General features: G+C 40.5%; 15 protein-coding genes. 8 read left to right on the top strand and 7 right to left on the bottom strand.

Annotation, left to right across the window (positions count from 1 at the left end):
* Positions 1-278: 278 nt before the first annotated feature.
* Positions 279-1,169, bottom strand: a complete 891-nt coding sequence (locus MWU84_RS07330) for a bile acid:sodium symporter family protein (RefSeq protein WP_246900078.1) — start codon at positions 1,167-1,169, stop codon at positions 279-281.
* A gap of 376 nt (positions 1,170-1,545) precedes the next feature.
* Here MWU84_RS07330 and MWU84_RS07325 point away from each other — a divergent pair, with 376 nt between their 5' ends.
* A complete protein-coding gene (locus MWU84_RS07325; protein ID WP_246900076.1) occupies positions 1,546-2,934 on the top strand; it encodes a porin in 1,389 nt (462 codons plus the stop codon).
* 285 nt (positions 2,935-3,219) lie between these two features.
* Here the strand turns inward: MWU84_RS07325 and MWU84_RS07320 are convergent, their stop codons facing one another.
* Genes MWU84_RS07320 through MWU84_RS07305 form a run of 4 tightly spaced genes read right to left on the bottom strand, consistent with a single transcriptional unit; the run spans position 3,220 to position 7,868 of the window.
* Positions 3,220-4,248 carry a polysaccharide deacetylase family protein gene (locus tag MWU84_RS07320; RefSeq protein WP_246900073.1) on the bottom strand — a complete coding sequence of 343 codons (1,029 nt, stop codon included), beginning with the start codon at positions 4,246-4,248 and terminating at the stop codon, positions 3,220-3,222.
* Between the two features lie 17 nt (positions 4,249-4,265).
* Positions 4,266-5,183 carry an alpha/beta fold hydrolase gene (locus MWU84_RS07315; protein WP_246900071.1) on the bottom strand — a complete coding sequence of 306 codons (918 nt, stop codon included), beginning with the start codon at positions 5,181-5,183 and terminating at the stop codon, positions 4,266-4,268.
* The gene (locus MWU84_RS07310; RefSeq protein ID WP_246900069.1) at positions 5,170-6,555 is read right to left on the bottom strand and encodes a PhoPQ-activated protein PqaA family protein; all 1,386 of its coding nucleotides are present in this window, start codon (positions 6,553-6,555) and stop codon (positions 5,170-5,172) included. The genes MWU84_RS07315 and MWU84_RS07310 overlap by 14 nt, the downstream gene beginning before the upstream one ends.
* Positions 6,556-6,581: 26 nt before the next feature.
* Entirely contained in the window at positions 6,582-7,868 is a 1,287-nt protein-coding gene (locus MWU84_RS07305) for a hypothetical protein (protein WP_246900066.1), read from the bottom strand.
* A 305-nt stretch (positions 7,869-8,173) separates the two neighbouring features.
* Here MWU84_RS07305 and MWU84_RS07300 point away from each other — a divergent pair, with 305 nt between their 5' ends.
* The 4 genes from MWU84_RS07300 (at position 8,174) to MWU84_RS07285 (ending at position 15,883) form a co-directional block, all read left to right on the top strand.
* Positions 8,174-9,124 (top strand): PKD domain-containing protein, encoded by a 951-nt coding sequence (locus MWU84_RS07300; RefSeq protein ID WP_246900063.1) that lies wholly within the window; start codon positions 8,174-8,176, stop codon positions 9,122-9,124.
* A gap of 48 nt (positions 9,125-9,172) precedes the next feature.
* A complete protein-coding gene (locus MWU84_RS07295; protein ID WP_246900061.1) occupies positions 9,173-12,577 on the top strand; it encodes a SusC/RagA family TonB-linked outer membrane protein in 3,405 nt (1,134 codons plus the stop codon).
* Positions 12,578-12,600: 23 nt separating this feature from the next.
* Positions 12,601-14,262, top strand: a complete 1,662-nt coding sequence (locus MWU84_RS07290; RefSeq protein ID WP_246900059.1) for a SusD/RagB family nutrient-binding outer membrane lipoprotein — start codon at positions 12,601-12,603, stop codon at positions 14,260-14,262.
* A 349-nt stretch (positions 14,263-14,611) separates the two neighbouring features.
* Complete coding sequence (locus tag MWU84_RS07285) at positions 14,612-15,883, top strand: hypothetical protein (protein WP_246900057.1); 1,272 nt, start codon at positions 14,612-14,614, stop codon at positions 15,881-15,883.
* 254 nt (positions 15,884-16,137) lie between these two features.
* Here the strand turns inward: MWU84_RS07285 and MWU84_RS07280 are convergent, their stop codons facing one another.
* Together MWU84_RS07280 and MWU84_RS07275 are read right to left on the bottom strand one after the other, a co-directional pair.
* Entirely contained in the window at positions 16,138-16,326 is a 189-nt protein-coding gene (locus MWU84_RS07280) for a hypothetical protein (protein WP_246900055.1), read from the bottom strand.
* Positions 16,327-16,794: 468 nt separating this feature from the next.
* Entirely contained in the window at positions 16,795-17,643 is an 849-nt protein-coding gene (locus MWU84_RS07275) for an AraC family transcriptional regulator (protein WP_246900052.1), read from the bottom strand.
* A 309-nt stretch (positions 17,644-17,952) separates the two neighbouring features.
* On the opposite strand from MWU84_RS07275, the gene MWU84_RS07270 reads away from it, so the two are divergent.
* The 3 genes from MWU84_RS07270 (at position 17,953) to MWU84_RS07260 (ending at position 22,181) form a co-directional block, all read left to right on the top strand.
* Positions 17,953-18,876 (top strand): dihydrodipicolinate synthase family protein, encoded by a 924-nt coding sequence (locus tag MWU84_RS07270; RefSeq protein ID WP_246900050.1) that lies wholly within the window; start codon positions 17,953-17,955, stop codon positions 18,874-18,876.
* Between the two features lie 99 nt (positions 18,877-18,975).
* Positions 18,976-20,409, top strand: coding sequence for a PHP domain-containing protein (locus MWU84_RS07265; RefSeq protein WP_246900048.1), 1,434 nt, complete (start codon positions 18,976-18,978; stop codon positions 20,407-20,409).
* Positions 20,406-22,181, top strand: a complete 1,776-nt coding sequence (locus tag MWU84_RS07260) for a TIM-barrel domain-containing protein (protein WP_246900046.1) — start codon at positions 20,406-20,408, stop codon at positions 22,179-22,181. Before MWU84_RS07265 ends, MWU84_RS07260 begins: the two co-directional genes overlap by 4 nt.
* Positions 22,182-22,197: the final 16 nt, after the last annotated feature.

The following is a 22,197-nucleotide window of genomic DNA, read 5'->3' as shown; positions in this document are numbered from 1 at the left end:
TAAAAATGAAACCTATAATAAGTGGATCTTTGGCTCCTTCTAAAATCCTTGAAAATGATACATCTGAGAGGGCACAGTGGTTATCTTTCGCAAGGTTTAAGGACAACGAAATAATGACGGAGCACATGACATAAGTAAAAACAATGAACTTATTCAAATTAGCCCTGAAATCCGGGATCGGGGGGTCCAAAATATTGGATAGAAAGGAAGTGACAAAAAAGATGAATATAATAAGGGTAACAATAAATCGATTTTTTCCCATCTTATGTTTGTAAGGATTAATTGGCCGGGTCTTTTTCCAGGCTTAATCCATCTTTCACGCCAAGTGGTTTACGGATAAAAATAATTACTGTAGCCGTTATAAACATTAACAAGCCATAAATAGCAGGAACTATAGAGTATTCGGCATTGTTCAAGGCAATTGTTGCCAAGGTAATTGCCAAGGTTCCATTTTGGATCCCCGTTTCTATAGATATGCTTATGGCCTGTGGCCTGGTTAATTTGAAAACTACTGCCATCAAAAACCCTATGGTCATGGTACTCACATTTAGCAGAATGGCCGGTAGGCCAGCTTCGCTTAGATAGCTCATAAAAACATCCTTTACGCTAATGGTCACACCAATAATTACTAAAACAAATATTATGGCAGAAGCTATTTTTACAGGCTTTTCCATCTTGTTGGCAAAGGTTTCGAATTTACTTTTTATGAGCATGCCAATTCCTACGGGAATGATTACGATTACCATTAGTTGTTTCACCATTGTTATGGCATCGACCGTAATGGCCATTGTCTCATTGGAAAATTCTTTTAACGCAAATTGAATAATAAAAGGAATGGTCAAAATAGAAATAATACTGGATACGGCAGTCAGGGAAACGGATAGTGCCAAATCGCCTTTGGCCATATAGGTTAGCATGTTGGATGTTGGCCCTCCAGGGCAAGCTGACAATAACATAATGCCTATGGCAGTCGTCGGGGACAAACTTAGGGAAACGGCAATAAAATATCCTATCATTGGTAACAACAGCATTTGGCAGACAAGACCTATGATCATGGCCTTAGGATAGGTTACCACCCTCTTAAAATCGGAAAGGGTCAATGATAGGCCCATCCCGAACATAATTATGATCAAAGAAATGGCAAGGATAATTCCAGAGGTAGAATTCATGATGAATAGGTTTTAAAGTAAATCACTATTATTTTTTCATAATCAGGGGTATACACAAATAAAACTTTTTAAAAATTATTTTGCTTATTATATTTTATTGGATTTGCATTATAATTTACCAAAAATCGGACATCTGTTACTTTTTATGTTAAATGGGCTGGAATATTCAAAGTCCCGATCGAAATATATATAAGCCTCTTTGTCTCGGTATTATTTATGGTACCCCAGTGGTCAATGAATGGAGTGTCCTTTTGTATTTTACTTCTTAAATTTTTCTTATCCTATTAAATCTATAGATTTTATTTATGTATTTTTGCGCCTCATTTGAATAGTCTAAAATTATGCTAGGCGCGAAATTTATAAATTATAACCATTTATGGACATATTAATCAAGGACCTGATGAGGACAAATGCGAAAAGCAGAGTATTTTTTCTTGTATTATTTTTACTGATGTTGAGTACAGCTACAAAAGCACAGGTAGGCCATGTACTTCAGGGGGTAGGAAGTGTAAACATGTCGATGGGCGGGGCTGCAACGGCTCAGCCTCTAGATATTAACGGAGCGTTATTGTGGAATCCCGCCTCGCTGTCTACTTTTGACGGACAGATACTGTCCTTTAATGCCGGCTTGTTTTTTTCAGATCCTTCAATTTCATCGACTGTGCCAACCCAAAACGGGCCTTTTAGCGGGACAACGGGTGATGATAGGGGAGTATCCGTACTCCCGGCCCTGGCTTATGTCTGGGGAAATGATGAAAGTAAACATACCTTTGGAATTTCGGCCTTCGGGGTCTCTGGTTTCGGGGTTACTTTCCCTGAAAGTCAAAACAATCCCATAACCATGCCGCAGAGTTCAGGTGGCTTTGGACATATAGAATCGGATTACGCCCTTTTGCAGCTTAGTTTTGCCTATTCCTATCAGTTAACGGAAAAGATTTCCTTGGGGATACAACCGAATTTTAATTATGCTACCTTGGAAATTGGGCCCAATCCATTGGCAGCACCTAGTCAGACTCTAGGTTATCCCAACAGTGATAAGGCTACGGCTTTTGGAATAGGAGCCCAGGTTGGACTTTTTTACGACTCGGGAAGCGGATTAAAGATAGGTGCTTCCTATAAATCCAAACAGATTTTCAGTGATTTTAGTTTTAATAATACTTATTTGGATGGCAGTGAGGCCCCAAGTGTGGATTTCAATATGGATTACCCCGCCATCTACTCCGTGGGTCTAGGTTATTCTATGGGGGATTTCGATTATGCCTTGGATTACCGTTTTATAGACTATGAAAATACTGATGGATTCAGTAAATCGGGCTGGCAATTGGCGGAAAGTGGGGATTTCGCTGGGTTTCCTACCGGTGCTGTACAGGGGTTTGGGTGGCAAGGTATCTCTGTGGTCTCAACGGGGCTTCAATATAAAGGCATCCAAAATTTGCCTTTACGGATTGGATATACCTATAGTGAAAATCCTATTCAGGAAGAATTTGTTTTTATGTCCTCTCCCGCCACGGCAGTTATTAAAAATGCGTTTCAGTTTGGGTTTAGCTACAAGCTCAATACACGCTTTAGCCTAGATGTTGCCTATCACCACGGAACTAGCAGTGGTTCCACTAGTGGCCCCTTGTCAAATCCGACACCAGATAGCGCTGGCGGTCCGTGGAATGCGGATACCAATCCTACGGGAGCTATCCCGGGTAGTGAAGTGGCGTATGATATGACCACCGACCTTGTGATAGTAGGGTTTAGCTACATTTTGGGCCGATAGTCACAAGATGTAAAAGGGCCAAAACAATTTTCAATGTGACATGGTAGGAGGTATTTAGCACTTATTTTATTAGTGAAAGTCAATTTTGAGAAGTCAGTAAGACGCACTGAAAATTGTAAGTTGAACTAATCCCGCCTTTTTCGGCGGGATCTAGGTTCAATACCTCGACCCTTGGGTCGATTCCTATTATTGGGTTCAGGGCTTGCCCTGAGGTTTAATACCTTTTATTTAGCCGTGACCGCCTTTACATCACGAGACGGAGTATATTTTGATTGAAAACTCCTTTTATTTCATGGCATTGAACCTAGTCATTATTTCTTTCCAATTGGTGAAAATTATTCCCTCCTCCTTGAAGAAATTGACTAGATCTGGATCGGCAAAAATCTGTGATTCCCAGACCCTTTGTTGCCATGATCCCGTAATGCCCCTTAGGTTGTCTGTTTCTACGGATGGGTGAAAAATGATTTCAGTAAGACCAGGGGGTAGCGAATTAATCAATGTTTTAAATACTTCCACTTTTTCTTCATAGGAATCCGCCTTGGGTGCACTGGAAAAAAAGTCTAATTTGGGCAAGGTGTATTCGGCGGACATTTTCACTACCGAATCATCCATAGGATACCCCTGTTTCCTAAATTCGGCCAAAACCTCTGGTACGGATATGTCAATAATATTTGCAGGAATGCCATATTCTTGGGCTACCTTCATATAAACCTTTACATAACTGGGATCACCGAACAAGGTGCCCATATGGGTGTCTATGTGGTCTGGTTTATAGCCCCAAGCTAAAGATTGTTCAATTTGTGCGCGTATTTCTTTTTCCACTTCCTCGGCTGAGGCATGTTGTACAACTTCCGGTACACTTCTCCATAGTTTGTCTTCCGGGTCCAGCAATCCAGGGACTTCGTTATCCGGGGTAATTGGGCCCCAACGATGTTTTTTCCATTCGCTGGTGAGGGTAAGGTGCAAGCCTACATCCATAGCAGGATTTTCCTTGGCCCAAATAATGAATTCTTCCGCATTGGGACAGGGTATCATCACGGCAGCGGATTGTATTTCTCCCTTGGTCAATTGTTCCTTGGCAGCGATGTTGGCCTCCGGACACATCCCAATGTCATCTGCATGTAACATGATTACCTTTTTTCCGGCAGGCCATCCCAATTTTTCTGCCCAATTTTTGGCCTCTAAGGTTGTTTCTAGTTCCGTAGAGCCATTGTTTAGGGCTTCATCGGCGTTTTTTTTCTTTTCCCCACAACCACTAAGAAAGAGGGTTATGCAAAAGCTCAACGACAAGGTAAATAGATATGATTTTTTCATTTTTTTGATGTTTTAATTTATAAATATTTTTTAAACCAGTTGAGCCCGTCTCCATAAATGATGTCCAGAGGTGCATCCCTATGTTTGGCATCGTACCATATAATCTCTTTGGGTTCTTCTGCTGCGCTGAAAAGCAGTTTGCTCATTAGTGGAGGTACTATTTCATCATTTTGTGCATTTAACATCAGGAACGGACGTGGAGCAATCTGCTTTACAAAGTTTAATGGTTCAATGGTACTTACAAAATCTTTGGCCTTCTCGGTCAGGGCTTCTTTTTCGTACAACAAATTTAATTGTCCACCCGCTAGGGCAACAATTGGAACCTTTATACGATTATCTATTCCGCAAAAAATAGTGCCTGTAATTCCACCCAAACTTATGCCGTAATATCCAATTCTTCGGGCATCCAATTCTTCCCTTGTTTCAATAAAATCGACCGCTCGCCTTAGGTCGAATACTGTCTGACTAATAATGTCCCGACTCCAATGTTTGTATTTCCCAGTAAGGTTAAAATCATAAACATCTTTTTTTCGCTCCCCGTGATTACTGAAATCTATCCGGAACACGGCATACCCATTTTTGAGTAATAGGTCGTTACCATAGGATACGTAATCCACATTCTTGTTGTCCCCAAGACCGTGCATTAAGATGATCACAGGAAGGGGAGTGGAACTGTTTTTTGGCAAACTCAACAGACCGGTAACTTTTTTGTCATGTACACTATTGTAGGAGACATGGTAAAGTATATGGTCTGTGGTATCCTCTATAATCTTGATGGAATCCTTCAGGGGTATTGCCTTATCATAAGCGTAATATTCGCTTACAGGAAAAGTCTCGCTGGTATCACTCGCGTAAATAATGGTAAATGCCAACAACAAAAGCAGGGCTATACTTCCAAGAAACCAATATATCCGTTTTTTACTATAGGACTTCATCGTCATCCGCTAAGTACATTCTTGTGCTCTTGGTATATTTTCCCCCATTTGGGTCTGCATACTCCAAATCGATATAAAATGCCTTATACCCACTTTTCGGGAATTTTACCTGCTGAAAAATATGGTTATGGTCTTTGGAGTCTATTTTTTTAGAAGTCCATTCTTCATCCCTAAAGTCCCTGTCCGATGAATCGGCAGACCATAAATAGGCATTCTGAAGCTCATCGGAAGTGGTTTTGACCGTTAGGGTCGCCGATGTTTGGTCTGCCTTTAGGTCGTAGGATAAGGAGGTCTGAGGCGTTTTTGACAACGATTTCCCCCAAAAGGCACTTAAGGCCCTCATAGCCTGTTCTCCATTACCTAAATCGTGACCGGCATTGGGTACATAGTGAACGTAATTTTCACCTGGGATATCGTTAATGTAATTCTTAATAGCATCCACTGGCCAATATTCGTCATTGGTGCCGATAAATATTAGTTTTGGCATGCTTAGATTAGCCCTATAGGAATAGGGATCCACCATTTGGGTAATGGCCTTGCCATCCTCAGTCCCAACAGTTTGCGGGATTTCCAATTTTATATAATCATTGATCTGTATACTATATTCGTTCCAGGCCGTAATTTGATAATCCAAACTTACAGGCATGTTTAAAACGTCTATTACCATTGGAGCTATAGTCTCGACCCTCTTGTCGTTTGCCCCGGTGAGCCATGTGGTCCACCCTCTCTTGGAAGCTCCGGTAACTGTAAAGCGACTTATCTCTTTTTGGAGATTTTTGCTGGAGAATTCCTGTACGGCATCCATAGCCCTTACAGCGCTCTTTACCATAGGGAATAGTAAGGGCCATGTTGGGTCCTTGTCGTTTTTATAATTGTGAAGGGTAAAGGAAATGAGTTCGTCTTCGGTAAGGCCATCATAAAGCGGTTGGTTGGGGACCTGTCGCACTATAGCTACTATGGCCTTGTTCTTTTCGGCTACTTGGGCAAAACTGATCGATTTTTTGTCATCTTCATTGGAAGACCAATTAGGTATTCCCTCTTTTATGCTCCCGCCTGTAATCAAGAGGAGAGCCCCGTCATGGACAACTTCTTTGGGGACCAATATGGTAAGTTCATGGGTCCAGACGTGTTCGCGCCATTTTTGGGAAGTGAGCATGAGCTCATAGGCTGTTACCTCGCCAATGGAATAATTTTCTTTTAACTCCCATTTATAGGTTTGGTCCTCATTGTTTAGGTAACTCTGCAAGGCCGTAGATGGAGTTACTTTCTCTGCGGGAGGGGCAACGTTTTCCACCAGCTTTTTCTGATTGTCCTTGCAAGATGAAGTTACTATTAAGGATATCATCAGGGAAAGGGAAAGCAATTTTTTCATAAATATTTTTGTTAAGATGTTAGAAATTATTTTATTGGTACAGGACTGTTTTTGATCAGGGTCAATAAATTATTGATCAGGATTTCTCCTGTTTTTTCCCCTAAGCTAGTGCGACTTATATACATATATCTTTTAAAACTGTTGAAATCTTCTTTGGTCAGAATATATCCAAAGGCATCATTGGTGAGCCCAAAAAGAAAAGGATGATCCGTGGGCATATTTCTTTTTAAATAGTACCCTATGTTGGGAAGGGCTTCACCTGGTATGGTCAGGATTTGGGCCGATCCAATATTTAATAGGTTAAGGGTGGTGCTAATTCTATTATCGGAGTTGCCCATTTTTAGGGGCGAATTGTTAAAAATATATCGCATCATTTCCGAATCTATTGGGAATTCGGTCTGTGTGGAGGTACAATAGAGTTGTGGATCCTCCTGGATTTGGGCATCGGATAAAATCCTTAGGGCCTCATCTGCCAATAGGTTCCCTATTCGCTTGCATTCTTCCCAATCATTGGCTTCCTTATTATTGTCCTGTCTATTGTCTGCTGTGACCATTCCTCCTTGGGCACCGTTCATAAACAGCGCCATCCCACCAGCCTTGGCTTCAATCCTATCGTATAATGGTCCTATTAGATCCGGACTCAATATTCCTTGGTCACTGCCAAGGATCTCAGGATGAATGGCATAGTTTACCAGAGTAACAATGGGTTGGTCCTTATTCTTGCCTTTGGTGCCTAAGGCCTGTATTACGCCGCATCTTGGGTCGTACAATTCTGGGGCGTAGTAATTATAGGCTATTTTTCCCTTGGCTTCACCCACCGCAATTTTAAGTTTGGCGGGTTCCAGATTTTTTGAAGCTTCGTTCACCGCATCCGCAATTTGGGTTACACACCAATCGAGATATTTTAAATCGGCTGAAAAATTGCCTTTTTCATCAGGGAAGGCATAGGCATCGGGAGCACTATGGGTGTGTGTGGCCCCTATAAGAATGTTGTTGAATGGAATATCCTTGATCAATTTTCTTGCTTTATTGCCTAGCGCAGCAGGCCAACCCAAATTGTCTATGTTAACAATGGCAACTTTTTCCCCACCTTTTTCCAAGACCATTGCCCTAACATATAGATCTCCTTTTTTTACTGTAGCGGGTTTGGGAGTTCCCACACCGCCAGAAACCGGAATTAACGGCTCAGGGGTAATTATTCGTTTGGCTGCGCCAGCCTTTAGTTGTTGGGGGAAGACATTTAGTGAAGCTAAAAGGACAATGAACAGTAGTGTAAATTTTAACTTACATGATTGGTAGGAATTAATTTTCATAAATCTTCACATTTAAATGTTAAAAATGCTCCTGTTATGCATGCATAAAACTTAATAAGAATATTGACTTATTTGACAAAAATATATTTATTTTCTTAAATCGAGGGTTAATATATAATGCATATTTAATAATATATCTGAATTGTATTGAAGAATTTAGATATATTTTTGATAAAAGTGTAATCGAACGATCCTAATATTAACATATCGTTAACTAGAGGTTATCAAGGCGAAAACAAGATTTTGGCAATTGGTAATTTTTGATCTTTGGCTGCAAAAAAAAAACTAACTAAAAACTGTTATTTATGACTAAAAAAAATCTAATACTGCTGTATGGAATTTTATTTTCGATGACACTATCCCTGTCTTCTTGTAGCTCGGATGATAGTAGCAGTTCGACAGATATTCCTTTTACCGCTGATATTTTTCAGAGTACAGTTGGAAAGAAAGTAGCTTTCCAGGGGTTGACCAACAATGCCGTATCATGGATGTGGGATTTTGGGGATGGCACTACCAGCACAGAAAAGAACCCCGTTCACATTTATGAGGATGGTGGGTATTACGATGCAACCCTAACCGCAACAGATGAGTCCGGGGCTTCAATTACTAAAGAAGTGAAATTGGCCTTGGATATTACACCTTATGTATTGTTGACAGGAGGTGCCACAGCGGAAAGTGGTAAAACCTGGAGGATTTCTTCCGGAAGTTCCGCAAATGATTACTTTGCCTATGCTAACGCCGAGCTCACTCCGTTTCCGGGTGCTCCAAATCCCTTGCCAGCCGGTATTTTTGGATCTGGATTGGGTATGGGCGAGATTTATGAGGACGAGTTTACTTTTTATTTTGATGGCGGCTACGCACACGATGTAAAAGCGGATGGTGCAGCTTTTAGTGGGTTGCTTTATCAGTTTGTAACCACTGGGGGTGCGGGTATCGTAAATGATGGTGGAGCTGATTTTGGACTCTGTACGGGTGTTTTTACACCTGAATCGGATGCTACTTTCACATATGTAGAAAGTGAGAATTTTGAAACTTCTTCAGCGTTGGACCCAAGTGGTAAGGTGACATTTAGCGGAGTGAGTACCCTTAGTTTTTCTGGGACTGAATTTATCGGCCTATTGGATTTTGAACGCCGAGTCATCATTCAGAATATCACCGACAAATCCATGCGGCTGGTCATGTTTTTGGCCGCCTCCCAGGATGCAATTGGGGTAAATACAAATGCTGTTATATTGACCTTTGAAGCCGTTGAATAATTATTAATAAATTACTAGTAAGTAGATAACCAATTATATACATTGAATATGGAGATACACTATTCTATAAAAGACCATGTAAGGAAATTTATTTGTTCCTTACTTTTTATGACCTTGCTTTTAGCTGGTCGCGCCGTATCGGCCCAGAATACCTTCTTAAAGGTTTCGGGTACGGTTACTTCTTCAGAAGATGGTATGCCCTTGCCCGGGGTAAGTATTGTTTTAAAGGGAACCAATGCAGGTAACATAACCGATTTTGATGGTAATTACAATTTGGATGTGCCCAACGGTACCGGTAACCTTGTTTTTTCTTATTTGGGATTCGAGACCCAAGAGATTGGTGTTAATGGGCAGGCGACAATCAATGTTGTCATGAATCCTGGAACACAGGCGCTTGATGAGGTGGTGGTTACTGCCTTGGGAATAAAGCGAGAGGATAAATCGTTGGGGTATTCCGTAGAAAAGGTTGTTGGTCAAGAGTTGACCCGTGTTGCGAACCCTAATGTAGTGAATTCCTTGTCAGGTAAAGTGTCAGGGGTCACTATTAACAGTACAGGAGGTACGGGGTCTTCGGTAAGTATGGTAATTAGGGGTGCAATTTCCCTAAGTTCCGATAACCAGCCATTGTTTGTAATTGATGGTGTTCCGGTAGAGAATTCCCTCAATAACATAGGAGGCTTTGGCGATAGAAACCCAGTTGATTACGGAAATGCCATTTCCGATCTTGATCCTGAAAGCGTAGCAAATGTAACTATATTAAAAGGAGCCAGTGCTGCGGCACTTTATGGTACTCGTGCGGGTAACGGTGTTGTGCTGATTACCACAAAAAGAGCCAAAGCGGGTGAAAAGATGAAGATTGAATTAACATCTAATACAGTTTTTGACATACCTTACAAATTTATTGATACGCAATCCCGTTTTGCAACTGGTTATTTATCATATTCACCTGAATCTGAAGGAGGGAGTATGATAATGCCGGATGCAATACCTGCTGGTGGAAACGGTGGGCCGGAATTGGATAAGGGTTATTTTGCGGTACAATGGAATTCCCCGTTGGACGCGAATGGGGTTCCCATCCCAACGGAATTAAAATCATATCCAAATAACATTGAGAATTTTGTCAACACGGGGATCACAACTACCAATAGCCTGGCAATTACTAATAGCTCGCAGTGGTTAAATCTTAGGTTTGGGGTCTCTAATATGGACAATACAGGAATTATTCCTAATTCCGATATGCAGCGGAATAGTTATACTTTATCCGCAACTTCTAATTTGAACAATAAACTTACATTTAGTACCAATGTGAATTTTGTACATAGCTATGCCAAAAATAGGCCTGCTTCCAATAGGGGCACCAACCCTCTGGAGAATGCGTATTATGTGCCGCCCAGCATTGACATAATGGCGATAAAAGACTATAAACTTCCAGGTAACGAAGTATACAATTTTTCCGATGATTACCCTAATCCATGGTTTATGGCCAATGAGATTAACAATGGATATTCCAGGTACAGACTCTACGGAAATATGGCATTGGAATGGAAATTAACACCGGAATTTACCGTTAAGAGTAGCTATAATATAAACAATTTCAATCAGACCCAAGATACAAAAATGGCTCCAGGTTATAGTAGGGAACCAAACAATGGAACCTATGGTATCGCCAAATCCGATGGTCTGGAGACGAACGTAGATTTGTTGGCAACCTATGCCAAAAAATTTAATGGCTTTGATTTGTCTGTCTCGGGAGGAGGAAACCTAATGTATCAGAAACAAACGGGTGTCAGTAATTCATCAGCTAACCAGGCGGGACTTATAGTCCCTAACTTATTCACTATAGATAACATTGCCCCAACATCTTTACGATATTCCAGCTATGCGCACGAACGGGGGATAAACAGTGTTTATGGATTGGCCAATTTCGGATTCTGGGATATGTTGTATTTGGATATTACCGCTAGGAATGATTGGTCCAGTACATTGCCCGTAGAAAATAGATCTTATTTTTACCCTTCTGGATCCCTGAGTTTTTTGCTCAGCGAGGTGGTAGATATTCCAAAAGTCGATCTTTTGAAACTTAGGGGTGGTTATGCCGAGGTTGGAAACGATACAGATCCTTATGAATTGGATACCTATTACAATAATGGCGGTTATTGGGGAGATGCTATTATGTACGGGGCAGGTTCCCTGAATACACCTAACCTTGAGCCGGAAAGAGCCCGTTCCTGGGAATACGGTATGGATATGGCTCTGTTTCAAAATAGGATTCGCTTTTCTGGAACTTATTACATTGTTGAAAATAAGAACCAGATTATTCGTGTTCCTATATCGCCTTCTTCAGGAAGTTCTGGTGTGGGCATCAATGCAGGTACCTTGGAAAGCAAGGGATATGAACTTTCCCTTGGCCTGACACCTATAAGAACTGAGGACTGGAATCTGGATCTAAACTTCAATTTCACTACTAACGAATCTAAAATTACTGCATTGGCGGATGGGGTGGATTATATAGAGTTTTGGAGCGAGAATAAGAGTGTTTCCAGGGGGTATGTGGCCGATCCGGCAACCGGTGAAGATGGATTGGTGGGTAATATCTATTCCCCTATGATCAGAAGGGTGACCGATGTAAATTCTCCTTATTATAATTATCCAATTCTCGGAAGTGGGGAAGATGCAGAGTGGACGGCTTCAGAAGAAAGGGTGAAGGTGGGCAACTATAACCCAGATTTTATCATGGGGTTGCAAACTACACTTTCTTATAAGAATTTTACACTTAACATGACCTTCGACTGGCGTTCAGGCGGCCAATATATGTCTCAAACCTCTAGATATTTAGGCGATGATGGCTATATTAATAGGACTCTGAACAGTTTGGTGAATCCCGGGATTTCAGAACCTGGACCCGAACTAAAACAGTGGGTCCTAGATCATGCGGATGAATTAATTTTTGGTGAAAATTTTCTATCTGTAGGAGGAACTCCAGGGAATGGTGGATTCGCCGAAACTTTAAGTGGACGCACTGTTTATGATGGTATTTTTAGTCCTGGTGTTCAAGGGACCTACGATGCTTCAGGCAATTTTATATTGGAAAATGAAAACCTTGGGGATGTGGGCACCTCGTTTATACCATTCTCCGTTCAGAATCCATGGGATTTGGGGACCCCAAATATGTTCGATGCGGATTATATAAAGCTACGAGAGGTTTCATTAAGCTACAATGTGCCCAATAAATTTGTAGATAGAATTGGGTTAAGTAGCATGAACTTTTCACTCTACAGTAGAAATATAATGCTCTGGACCAAGGATTCTGCCTTTGGTATAGATCCGGAAAGGGCATTTCAGGCTGAAACGGGTACGGACAGCAGAGGTACTCAATTTAAACAGGGTGTCGAACGTTACAACGTGGAGCCTTGGTTAGTTCCTGTCGGAATCAAAATTGGAGTGACATTTTAATAAAAATTTAAACTGAAATTGAGATGTATCAAATAAAAAGCAAACTTACAATACTGATATTGGGTGTCATATTAAATGTATCATGTCATGGTCTGGAAGATTTGAATGTAAATCCGGACAAGATTGGCGGGGAAAACGTTGATCCCAATCTCTTAGTGCCTACCGTTATCAATGGGGTAGGAAAGACTGTTGTTAATTTAGGTTTTGGGGATTTGGCAGGGGTCATGCAGCACACCCAAAAGGATGGTTGGTCTAGTGGCCATAATGCTTATGATTGGAACAATCGTTCCCAGAGTTGGGCAGGATATTACCGGATTATGTATAATGACAAAACTCTTATCCAAAAGGCAGAGGACAGTAACTTGGACTTTCATCGTGCAGTGGGGCTAATAATGAAATCCTATATGTTCGGACTTATCACCGACCTATGGGGAGATGCTCCTTACACGGACGCACTGCGTGGTGACGAAGGACCAGAGTACTTTGATTCTGATTTGGATGATCAGCAGACAATTTATGAGGGAATTCAATCCGACTTAAAAACTGCAAACACCTTGTTGTCTGGAAGTCAAGGTTCTTATGCTGGTATAGACGCAAGCCAAGATATACTGTATGGCGGAGATGTTGCCAAATGGCGAAAATTTGCCAATTCCATTTCCCTACGCTATTACATGCGTCTTTCGGCTAAAAATCCTTCCTGGGCTGAGCAAGGGATCAAAGACATAGTTAACAATCCTCAGCAATTTCCACTGATATTGCAGGCCTCGGATGATGCTAATATGGCCTATATAGGTAATACCAGTGCTGATGCATGGCCTTCGAACGTTAATTTTGATGCAAGTCCACAAGGAAGCTATTTTAGACTAAAAATGGGAAAACCTTTAGTAGATAAATTACAGGAGTTAAATGACCCAAGATTGGATGTTTGGGCGGCTAAAATTGCTGTTCCCATTGTATTGGTACCGGATGCCCCGGATGGAACCGACAATACGGTGGATGGAATAAGATATGTTTCCCAAGATATTGTGGATACATATGAGTCTCCTGACGATGGGGTAGGGTATCCGGTAGATTATGACATGGAATACGTAGGTTACCCTCCGGGTATGACCTTTGGTATGGCCTATAATTTAAGCAAAAACACCAATCAAGGGGCTACCAACTTGCACGCTTCCCAATTAAACGAAATATATAAGGAAGCAAGTGGTCCGTTACTTCAGTCCCGATTAATGTCAGCTGCGGAGGTTAATCTTATCCTAGCAGAAGCGGCATTTAAAGGTTGGATAGGCGGAACTGCAATACAATATTATAATGAAGGTGTAAAGCAATCACTTACTGCCTGGGGTGTGGAAGGTGATTACGGTTCATATATTTCCGGTCCTGCTGCCTTTACCGGTTATGCCGATATTATTAATCAAAAATGGATTGCCAGTTGGACTGCTGCATCCGAGTCTTGGTTCGATTATAGGAGAACAGGTCTTCCTGACCTACAATCTGGGCCTGCATCCAAACGACAAGCTTTGCCGTTGCGTTTTTATTACAATATTGATGAGATAGATAACAATCCAAACGTTGAGACCGCAATAGACAAATTGGAACCTACTTCCTTTAAGGGAGATGATGCCAGTAACAATAGTGCCTGGTCCAAAATGTGGTTGTTGCAGGGTACTGGAAAACCATATTAATTTTTTTATTTGAATTAGTTTAGCAACTATTTAAAAGGAGGCACTCCGCAAGGGCTGCCTCTTTTTATTCGAGAGGCCTGTATTTTAAATACCAGAGGGCGCTAATATTGGTTGAATACTATAGATTTCAAAACCATGAAAAGAGTATTATTCCTGTCCCTCCTATTTGTCAGTATCATCAATATAGCTTAAGATAGGCAAAAGGTTGCCTATGGTTCTTAAATAGTGCAGAAGGGAACTAGGGATGCCGTCTTAGGTTACACCACATGGGAGAGTGCCCAAACCTATTTACATCGGTGATAAACATCGATGATAAATTAAAACGAAGAAAATAATTTTTGGTAAGGATATGAAAATCAGTAAAATAGGAATACAAATATTGATAGTAGCTATGGCATTGGCCACAGCTTGGGCCATTCGGGGTCAGTTTGGTCACGAACAAGGAGCTGCTTGGGCAGGAGCCATAGGAGGTCTGGCTCTGGTTCTGGTTTCTGGCAGAAAGGATTGGTACAACAAAATGATGCTTGTTGCATTGGCATCGGCCGTTGGTTGGGGAGCAGGAGGAATGATCAGTTATGGCAAGGTGGTAGGCTACGGTTTTGCGGATAACTTTGTGAATGCCTATTATGGTCTGGGAATGCTCTTCGTTATTGGCGGGCTATTTGGCTTATTGGGCGGTGGCCTAGTGGGTTTAACTTTGGATTCCACAAAGGAAAACAGGGTAAGATGGGGTGCGCTGATATCTGAAATGACGGTTGGAGGAATTATTAGTTATTATTTTCTTATTGAACAGATCGGTTTTAAAATGACCCCTCCTAGATCAGAGGCTTGGGCGGTTTGTTTTGGGGCAGGATTGGCTATGTTGTGGTTTATGGCTAGGGAACGGAGAAATTCTGCCATTAGGGTAGCTTTTTACGCTATGTTGGGTGGTGGTATTGGTTTTAGCTTTGGTAATTTTTTGCATGTATTAGGAAATACATGGGAGGTTGCGTTTAACATGTGGAACGTAATGGAGTATAGCATCGGATTTTTTGGAGGATCAGGGATGGCTTATGGCGTATTCAGTTCCAAATGGCCCAAGGAAATTCCAAATGCTACAAAATGGGAAAACTGGTCTGCCCTAATTATTGTGGTGATTTTTATTCCGCTGATCGTTTATAGGGAATCTTTAACCTACGTTCATATTGCCCGGCGTTTGGAGAGTTTGCCCAATATAGAATCCATTGCCACAACGAGTACTATAATGGTCCTTTTAGTGTTATTGGCAATGGTGATATCCATCTTTTGGAGATTTAAAAAAGATCAATTTTTACAGAAAGATGTTTTGTTTACCTTTTTTATAATGCTAATAGCTTACACATTTATGAGCTATGCGGTAACAGGAATTTTTGGGGGCGAAATGCACCTGAACCATCATCTTTATATTGTGAACATAATATTGATTTTTGCTTTGCTAAGATCCAATAATTTGCAGTTAAATTATACGGAAATAGATAAGGTAGACCTCAAAAAATGGTTCTTTTATTTATTGATCGTACTTGGAGTACTGGCAATTTTAGCTTTGATAGCCATAAGCATACATGGTGACATGGGCGACAGGGATAGATTTCCCATGAATTAAGTTGAGGCTTGGATTTTATGGAGGTAAACGAACAAAGAAAATATCTGAGGATTATTTGTAGCGTTTTATTATTTCAATGGCCTATGCGGTTCTAAGATGCAATGTGGTGGGAACTGTTGCCAGGAAAGACTTATCAATATTTGTTAGTGAAACTCAATTTTGAGAAGTCAGTAAGACGCACTGAAAATTGAACTAATCCCGCCTTTTTCGGCGGGATCTAGGTTCAATACCTCGCTCCTTGGGTCGATTCCTAATTATTGGGTTGAGGGCTTGCCCTGAGGTTTAATACCTTTTATTCTGAACAAAGGGGTGTCCTTGGCTGCAATAGTATTGATTACTTCTAGTTTTTCCATTAGGCCCCTGATCAATTTGGGAAAATCGGCATTATTCTTTGGTTTGGAATGCAGGAAAATATTGGGGATATCAGGGCTATTGTTGACCATATTTCATGTACTCCTTAGTTTTCTGATTTTTAATCCTCAATACTATCCCAAGTTTTTTAATGCGGATAATAGTTTGTCCATTATAGGGAATTATAGCTTGCTCGCCGGTATGGCCAGTTTCATGATATTGGGGCTATATTACTGGTGTTTTAGAAATCGCTCCAAAAATAAAGAAATGCTTATAAATATAACTACATCAAAGGAATTCCGGTTGGGGCTACTATTCCTGTTGGGAATGCATCTTTTTTTTATGGGTTATACTACCTGGACTATCCCCTCTAGGTGGCAGGGAGGCCTTCCTCCAATAAGTTTAGTTTTATTTATTGTGGTGCTTTTCGGATTTGTAATTAATGGAATTGGGCGTAGTTCGAGCAGAAAAATCTAGGTCGTTTACTCTCTTGGCAGACTATTTCCCGCTAAATGATTAAACCCATAAAATGACAAATAACGGCTTGGCCAACTGTAAATTTACCTAAAGGTCTTCCTATAGTCAGAGGGTGTTTTACCCATAATATGCTTAAAGTAATGATTAAAATTGGCCAGATTGTTGTACCCACTTTCAAAACAGATCTGTGTTATCTGCTTGTCGGTTTCCGCTAGCAATTTGGCTGCTATGCCAACCCTAACACTTTTTACATATTCCATAAAGGTAAGATCTGTCTTCTTTTTAAAGTACCTACAGAATGAACTGGGGGCCATATTCAATACCGCAGCGGCCTCTTCCAATTTTACGCCTTCTTGGATATTTTGAAAAACATATTCGTAAACCTTATTTATTTTATCCAGATTCTTGGAGAAAACCGCAGAACTGTTATTGGGGTTGGATAGGTTTTCCCTTTCGTCTACCTGTAAAAGGAAATTAAATATTTTAAGCATTTCAATATAGTACTCCAAGCCCTCCAATTGTGTCATGCGTTCAAGGCTCTGCCTAATGTGGCTGTCATTATTCAATTTAAAGCGGAGTCCTGTGCTCGACTGCTTTAAAAGATCCACCACCTGTTCTAGCTCTGGCATCCGAAAAAAGTCGGAATTAATGATATCTTCCGAAAAGTGGGTAACAATACAAAAGGGGTCATTCCCTTTTTCAAAATCCAAGGCTTCCCAGCAATGGGGCAAATTAGGCCCAAGAAGAACCAGATCACCTTTTTCAAATCCAGAAATGTTGTCGCCCACGATTCTCCTTCCCGATCCAGAGGTGATGAAGTTTAATTCAAAATTTCTATGGGAATGTATTCTTGCATTTGATGCCAAGGGTAATTTTCTAGAGATAAATGAATGCTTGTTGGGTACAAAAATTTTTTCAAAAATAAATTCCATGGCTTGGTATATTGACAATATTCATCTAATATAATTAAATTATTCAGAAATAAGGTTAAAATATAATGCAATTAAAACAATATTATAGTGGCGAGAGGATTTAAATTGAACTTATTTTGTTAAAGCAACAAATCATGTATTTTGTTATTCATAGCAGTAGGTTCAATTATGCAATTAAAGGCTTTCACTGATTGAATATAAATTCATGAACAACCTAAACAACCAACCATTATGAAATTGATAATTACAACTTTTTGTCTTTCAGTAGGTATTGCCATTATTCAATCCCAATCTTCTAAATAATCAATCATGAAATTGGACATAAAAGGAATAATACCTCCCATGGTTACCCCTTTACTAGAGAATAAGGAGTTAGACCTGTTAGGATTGGAAAATTTATTAAAACATTTGATAAATGGCGGTGTCCATGGTATATTTATCTTAGGGACCACAGGGGAGGGGCCTAGTCTTAGTTATGCCGTTAGGAAACAGCTTATAACGGAAACCTGTAGAATTGTAAATAAAAGAGTCCCGGTTTTGGTCGGGATTACCGACACCTCTTTTGATGGTACCTTGGAGATAGCAAATCATGCCAAGAAAGTTGGTGCAGATGCCCTGGTCGTGGCGCCTCCCTACTATTTCCCTATTTCCCAAGAAGAAATGGGGGATTATCTGGATAGTTTAGTGCCGGCGCTACCATTACCTTTTATGTTGTACAATATGCCCAGCTGTACAAAACTTCATTTATCCATTGAGATTGTAAAGAAGGCAAAGGAATTGGGTGCCATTGGTATTAAGGATAGTTCAGGGAATCTTACCTATTTATATACGCTGATTGAAGAATTTAAAAGCGATCCTTCTTTTTCCATAATTGCGGGAACCGAGCTGTTTTTACCTGAGACCATTATAAACGGTGGTCATGGTTCCGTTGCAGGGGGTGCAAATTTCTTCCCAAGGCTCTTTGTAGACTTATATGAGGCCGCAATGGATAGGAATTTGGAAAGAATAAGATCATTGCGGGAAAAAGTCCTTTTGGTCCACAGTACAATTTATGAGGTAGGGGAATATTCCTCACGACACATAAAGGGTACCAAAGCAGCTTTGACGGTAATGGGCATTTGTCAAGATCATATTGCCGAACCCTTGGACCGATTCTCAGATGAACAACGAAATAGTATTAAGAAGTATATTGCTCAATTCAATTATAAGAATGAGCATGATCCGGTACATTAAAAAGTCCACTATGGAGCTTTTATAATGCCCCTGGATTATGTTTATTTGCTGGGTAAAAGAGGATTATCTTGAGGCCCTTGGGTAATGGATAATAATAAAATGTTGAAAAAGTCATTTGTTGCAATTCCTATATTTTTTATCACAGTCCTAGCGCTTTTTTTTCACTTGGACATACTTATTATTGATGCCCTTACTCTAGATGCCGTTCCTGGATACGCAATCCATATTCCAGTATTGAGGATTCTTTTTGAACCCATATTGGGGTTGCTACTTTATTTAAATCGATCTATTTATCCCTTAGAGGAATTGCCGATTAGCTTACTGTGGATTTTGGTTTTTTATATAGGTCTGAGCCTGACCAAGGTTTTTACTGTTGCTGCAGATGCCTACAGAAAGCAAACACTATTGAGGTTTTTGGGAAACTTACCTTTGCTGATCGGAATTTGCTTTTCAGTCTTTGTGGTTATTCTTTTTCTGGCCTTACCCAATAATACCATAGTAAATAATACGGCGGATGAGGTCTTGGTTACTACACATGCCCATACCGAGTATAGTCATGATGGGTTGATATCCCAGGAAAAAATGTGGGCATGGCATAAAAGAAATGGTTTCGATGCCCTTTTTATTACAGATCATGCCAACCATAAAAAAACATTGGAGTTCTCAACCAATCAAAGAAATGATCAACTTCCCATTGCCCCATTGATTATGGTTGGCCAAGAACATTCGGGTTCCAATCACATGAGTTTATTGGGGTTGAACGGAAAATTTGATACCAAGGGAAAACCAGATTCCCTTATAGTGAATTTGGTGCATAAACATGGAGGGGCTGTTATGATAAACCATTGGTTTGACGGTAAGGGAAATAGTAAGGAGTTTTATAAGGACCTTGGTGCTGATGGTTTTGAAATTGAAAATGTGGGCAAGGAGTTGTATTATGACCGATCCATTTTTCTGGATGTTAAAAAGTTCTGTGAAGACAATAAGCTTCTCATGATCGGCGGATTGGATTTTCATGGTTACGGTAGAGCCTGTGGTATTTGGAACGCATTTAAAATTCCTAAGTGGCATCAAATGGATCCGGATAAAAAGGAAAAATCTATTTTGGAAATATTAAGGAGTAGGGATCAAAGTAGGGTAAAGGTGCTGATGTATCAAGATCGGCCTTTTTATAGTGGAGAAAATTTATTGTTCCAACCTTTTATAACCTTGATAAATTATTTTAGGACACTGAATATCTGGCAAGTTATTTCCTGGACTATTTGGTTGGTATTGTTCCAGTTGCTATGGAATTACAGGAGGGAACATTTTATTCCAATGCACAAAATAATGGCCTTGACAGGAATGCTAAGTGCCCTGTTTTTAATTGTCTTGGGACTGTACTATATGGTTCGGGGAAATGCAATAAAGGGCTATAGTGAAGTGTTTTCCGAGTACAGTTCCTTGCTGTTGACCACAGGATCTGTCTTTATGATCTATTCCCTTTTGATCATTTATTTTAGAGTTTTTAAAAAAGTAAAAAATAAAAATTGAAAAGAAAAGCTTTAAAGATTGGCGTTTGGGTTTTGGCGATTTTAAGTGTCGCTTCTTATTTTTATTGGATTTACCCTGTCTGGGGAATGCCATTCAATAAACAGCGACATGGAAACCCTCCCTTGACCCCTCCCTGGGCTTTGGAATGTTGGCTTTGGGAAGATGATGTCAATACTTCCGACTATGTGGACGAATTGTTGACAGGGTATAAGGAAAATGATATTCCGGTTAGAACCATTATTTTGGATAGTCCCTGGTCTTTGCGCTATAATGATTTTGAAATTGATACAAGTCTTTATAAAAATCCCGACCAATGGTTCAAAGGGCTTCAGGACAATGACTATAGGGTTGTGCTTTGGATGACTTCCATGGTAAATAGTTATAGTAAGGATGCCAATATCAAGGATTCCAAGGATTGGTATCAAAGGGCAATGGATAACGGTTTTTTGGTTAAATCCCGTAACCCCAATAAATGGTGGAAAGGTAAAGGGGGATTTATAGATTATACCAATGATAACGCAATGGAATGGTGGCGAGGGTTGCAACAACACGTTTTTGATTTAGGTATAGACGGATGGAAGTTGGACGGCACGGCAACCTTGTTCTGGAGCCAACTGGGGCCTATACCAATATTTTACAAGCGGACATCCAAATGGATTATGACCACTAGAACTTATATGGACCATTATTATAGGGACGAATACGTGCATGGCCTTACCCAAAACCCAGAGTTTGTTACTCTTTCCCGATCCATAGACCGTGGCTTTCACCCTGAAGGTTTTTCGCCCATTGATGCCTCCCCGGTAAATTGGGTGGGCGATCAGGAACACAAATGGGTTACCGATGAAATGATATCGGAAACCGGGGATGAAAAAGTGGATATTGCCTTAGAGGGGATTCAAGGTTTTGAGTCGGCCATTGAAAGTGTTCTAAAGAGTGCTGAGCTTGGATATAATATTGTGGGGTCTGATGTAGCAGGATTTTCGGGAAAAACAATTCCTCCAAGACTTTATATGCGGTGGACTCAATTCTCTACCTTTTGTGGCTTGTTCATGAATGGCGGGCATGGCGAAAGGCGACTTTGGAAAAGGACGGAAGAGGAGCTGCAGGTAATACGAAAGTTTTCCTGGCTACATACGGAGTTGGTACCCTATATGTACCATTATGTGGTAACCGCCCATGAGGGAGGGCGAAGGTTGCAGATGCCATTAAAAGAAGGTAAATACCAATATATCTTCGGGGACGACTTTCTGGTGGCCCCGATTTACATGGACTCCAAAAAAAGGAAGGTTTCTTTGCCAAGGGGCCAATGGAGATATTTTTTTAACGATAAAGAACTCATTGATGGCGGAGTGGATATTGAAAGGGAATTTCCCATGGACGAATTTCCAGTCTATATAAAGGAAGGGGCCATTGTTCCCATGGATATTAAGAGATCCTATACCGGATTGGGAAATGAGGATTCAGAAGGCTTTACTACCGTCTTGGTGTATCCCCAAAGTGAAAATAGTTTTGATTATTTTCATACTGACACCGAAGGGATAACTACAATTTCTTATGAAGCAAAAGCCGGTGCCCTGAAACTTTCCCTGAAAGGAACAAAATTTTCCCATATTTTACGGATACATTCCAATAGCATTCCGCAATCGGTCACACTGGACGGCAAGCTTCTGGAAAAGGAGGTGATATGGAATTACGACGACCAAGACCATAAACTTGTTATCAGGAATGGTACGGAATATGGGAAAGGGATATATGATATTCAATTTTGATCCGTCCCTTCATAGT

This window comes from Arenibacter sp. F20364, assembly GCF_023015905.1.
Lineage (GTDB): Bacteria > Bacteroidota > Bacteroidia > Flavobacteriales > Flavobacteriaceae > Arenibacter.
This window is presented reverse-complemented; position numbering and strand designations above follow the sequence as displayed.